Here is a 3,937-nt window from a genome sequence, read left to right on the forward strand (position 1 = left end):
CGAGCGTCGCGGCGGCCGCGCGGGCGGCGCGGGCGGCGGTGTCGAGCAGGCGGGCGGCATCCTGGGGAATGGCGTTCACGGCGGTCTCTCCTGGCCCCTGCCTTACGGCAGAAGGGGGCGTGAGGGAAAGCGCGGGCGTCGCGCGGCGGTTCAGCGCCCGGGGCTCAGCCCGCCGAAGCGGATGATGCCGTCCGGGCTCGGCTGAAAGCCCCGCACCCCGGCGCGCAGACCCCAGAACCAGCGATGGTGGTACAGGATCAGGTGCGGCCGGTCGGCCATCCAGCGATCCGCCGCCAGCGCGTATTGCGCGCGGCGCGTCGCGGGGTCCGTGCTGCGGCGCGCGGCGGCAAGCGCCGCATCGACCTCGGGGCTGACATACTTGCCCCAGTTGAGGAAGCCGTCCGAGGCGAGCCAGATCGCGATGTTGCCGTCCGGGTCGGGTCGGCCCGACCAGATGACGATGGCCGCGTCGTAGTCGCCGCGCTGGGTGGCGGCGACCATGGTGCTGGCTTCGAGCGTCTCGATCCGGATGTCGAAGCCGCCCTCGGCCGCCATGGCCTGGATGATCTGCGCGACCTGGGAATCGACCGGCGTGTTCGCGGCCTTCAGCGTGAAGGCGAAGCGGTCATGCCCCGCTTCGCGCAGCAGGGCGCGGGCGCGCGCCGGGTCCCGCGGCGGCGGCGCGCGGTCGGCGAAATGATAGGGCGTGCCCGGCGCCTCCGGCTGGTTCGACGGCACGAACAGCCCTTCCAGCGCCACCTGGTTGATGATGGCGCGGTCGATGCTCCGCTCCAGCGCCTCCCGCACCCGCGCATCGCGCAGCGCGCCCGTCGCGGTGTTGATCGCCATGGTCTGGTAGGCGATGGCGGTCGCCTCGACCACCTGCAGGCGCCGATCGCGCCGCGCTTCCGCCACGTCGGACGGCGAGAGCCGCTCGATGATGTCGAGCTGCCCCGCGCGCAGGTTCAGCAGCCGCACCGTGCCGTCCGGGATCGGCAGGAAGACCAGCCGCTCGGCATGGATGTTCGCGGCGTTCCAATGGCCGGGGAAGCGCTCCATCTCGATGCGGTCCTGCGGCACGCGGCGCGTCAGGCGGAAGGGGCCTGAGCAGACGGGCTCGTCGCGGATACGCTCGCCCAGCCGCGCGAGCGCGGTCGGCGACATGATCATCCCCGCGCGGTCCGACAGCACCGAGAGCAGCGGCGCGAAGGGTTCCGACAGGCGGATCACGACGGTGTCGGGGGCCGGCGCCTCCACCGCGCTGACGGGGCGGAGTTCGCTGCGGCGGCGGGATTCGCGCGCGGTGCGGTAGCGTTCGAGGTTGACCCGCACCGCTTCCGCATCGAGCGGCGTGCCGTCGTGGAACCGCGCATCTGTGCGTAGCGTGAGGGTGAGCGACAGCCCGTCCGCCGCCCATTGCCAGCGCGTGGCCAGTTCCGGCCGGAAAGCAAGGTCCGGCCCGACATCGACGAGCTTGTCGCAGAGCGCGGAGAACACCACGCGCTCGACGAAGGATCCGCTCATGGCGGGGTCGAGCACGTTGGGGTCGGCGCCGATGCCGATCCGTAGCGTCTGCGCGCCGGCCGGCGCGGCAAGGGCGGCCGAAAGCAGCAGGGCGGCGATGCGGCGCATGGGTCGCTTCCTTCGCGGGAGCGCCGATGCTGGGCCGCACGCCGCGGCCGCGCAAGTCGAGGCGCGCTATTCGATGCGGATGCCGCTGTCGCGGATGATGGGCGCCCACTTCACGCGCTCCTCCTCCCACGCCGCGGCGAACTCGGCCGGCGTGCTGTGGCGGGGTTCGAGCCCGTTGCGGTTGAGCGTGGCGCCGACCTCGGGGTCGGCCAGCGCCGTGCGCATCGCCGTGTTGACGCGCGCGACCGCGGCGTCCGGCGTGCCGCGCGGCGCGAGCACCGCGTACCAGGAGGGGACGTCGAAGCCGGGCACGCCGGTCTCGGCGACCGTCGGGATGTCCGGCATCAGGCGGGAGCGCGTCAGGTGCGGAATGGCCAGCGCGCGCACCTTGCCTTCCCGCACCTGCGTCAGGACGGAGGCGGCGGTCGCGAACGAGAAATCGACCCGGCCCGCGAGCAGGTCCGTCACCACGAGCCCGCCGCCGCGGTAATGCACCGCCGTCGTCTCGATCCCCGCCATGCGGTCGAACAGCAGCCCGGCCAAATGCGGCCCGCCGGCGATGCCGCTGGTGCCGTAGGACAGCCGCCCCGGCGCGGCCTTCGCCGCGGCGACAAGGTCCGCCGTCGTGCGCCAGGGCCGGTCCTGCGGCACGACGAGGATGTTGAAAAGGTCGACCGCGATCGAGATCGGCACCAGGTCGCGCGCCGGATCGACCGGCAGGCGCATGACCATCGGGCTGACCACCAGCGCGCCGAGTGTGGCGAGCAGCAGCGTGTGCCCGTCCGCCGGGCTGCGCGCGACGACTTCCGTCGCGATGTTGCTGCCGGCCCCGGGGCGGTTCTCCACGATCACGGGCTGGCCCAGCACCTCCCCCATCTTGGGCGCGATGGCGCGGGCGGAGATGTCGGTCGCCCCGCCAGGCGTGAAGCCGACGACGAGGCGCAGCGGCCGCGTCGGGAAGCCATCCTGCGCCAGCGCCGGGGCGGCGAGCGGCAGGGCGGCGGCGGCGAGCAGGGCACGGCGGCGGAACGGGTGCTGTGTCATGGCGCGTCTTCCCGGTGTCGTTGGTCTTGCGTGCGCTTCTGGCACGGCGCGACGCCGGGAAGAAGGGGGCGCATCCCGGTGTGCGCGCTGCGACGGTCGCGCCGGGCAGCCGCCGATCCTGGCCGGCATGGCGCCTGGGTGCAGGATGCGGAGCGGCCTTGCCGGCCGGCGCGCCCCGGGGAAAGTCGTGCCCCGCGTTCGCCTTGGCGACGCGCGGTCAGCCCGGCGCCAGCAGCACCAGGTCGTCGCGGTGGATGATCTCGTCGCGCCCACGCCAGCCGAGGATGGCTTCCAGTTCCTCCGACCGGTGACCGGCGATCTGCCGCGCGGCGTCGGCATCGTAGGCGGACAGGCCGCGCGCGACCTCGCGCCCTGACTCGTCCTGCACGCTCAACGGATCGCCGCGTGCGAAATCCCCCTCCACCGCGCGTACGCCGGCCGGCAGCAGCGACGATCCGCGCAGCAGCGCGCGCGCCGCGCCGGCATCGACCCGCAGCACGCCAAGCGGCGCGAGGCTGCCGGCGATCCAGCGCTTGCGCGCCGTCCGCCCTTCCGGCGCGGCGAGGAACCAGGTGCAGCGCGCGCCGTCCAACATCGCGGCCAGCGGGTTGTCCCGCTTGCCGAGCGCGATCGCCATGGCGCAGCCCGCCCCCGTCGCGATGCGCGCGGCGATCAGTTTCGTGCGCATCCCGCCCGAGGAATAGCCGGGCGGGGGTTCGCCCCCCATCGCCATGATCTCGTCCGTGATGCGATCGACCGTGGGCAGGTGCGTGGCGGCGGGATCCTTCCGCGGATCGGCGGTGTAGAGGCCGTCGATGTCCGACAGCAGCACCAGCGCGTCGGCGCCGATCATCTCGGCGACGCGCGCGGCGAGGCGGTCATTGTCGCCGAAGCGGATCTCCGCGGTCGCGACCGTGTCGTTCTCGTTGATCACGGGGACGCAGCCCAGGCCGAGCAGCGTGCTGATCGTCGCGCGGGCGTTAAGGTAGCGGCGCCGGTCCTCGGAATCCTCGAGAGTGAGGAGAAGCTGCGCGGCGTTCATGCCGTGCGCGGCGAGCGCTTCCTGCCAGGCGCCGGCCAGGCGGATCTGCCCGACGGCGGCGGCGGCCTGCTTTTCCTCGAGCCGCAGCGCGCGGCGCGTCAGGCCGAGCGCGCGGCGGGCGAGCGCGATGGCGCCGGAGGAGACGAGCACGACCTCCGCCCCCGATGCGCGCAGCGCCGCGACATCGGCCGCGACCGAGGCGAGCCAGGCCGCGCGCGG

3 protein-coding genes are annotated in these 3,937 nt (G+C 73.9%); all 3 read right to left on the reverse strand.

All coding sequences use genetic code 11. From position 1 onward, the window contains the following. Positions 1 to 150 precede the first annotated feature (150 nt). Positions 151 to 1,632, reverse strand: a complete 1,482-nt coding sequence (locus HW577_RS22150) for an ABC transporter substrate-binding protein (RefSeq protein ID WP_198378285.1) — start codon at positions 1,630 to 1,632, stop codon at positions 151 to 153. 66 nt (positions 1,633 to 1,698) lie between these two features. After that, on the reverse strand, positions 1,699 to 2,676 hold the full coding sequence (locus tag HW577_RS22155) for a Bug family tripartite tricarboxylate transporter substrate binding protein (RefSeq protein WP_198378286.1): 978 nt from the start codon (positions 2,674 to 2,676) through the stop codon (positions 1,699 to 1,701). A 217-nt stretch (positions 2,677 to 2,893) separates the two neighbouring features. Further along, on the reverse strand, positions 2,894 to 3,937 hold a 1,044-nt coding region (proB, locus tag HW577_RS22160), incomplete at its 5' end, for a glutamate 5-kinase (RefSeq protein WP_198378287.1).

This window comes from Neoroseomonas rubea, from assembly GCF_016106015.1.
Taxonomy (GTDB): domain Bacteria; phylum Pseudomonadota; class Alphaproteobacteria; order Acetobacterales; family Acetobacteraceae; genus Neoroseomonas; species Neoroseomonas rubea.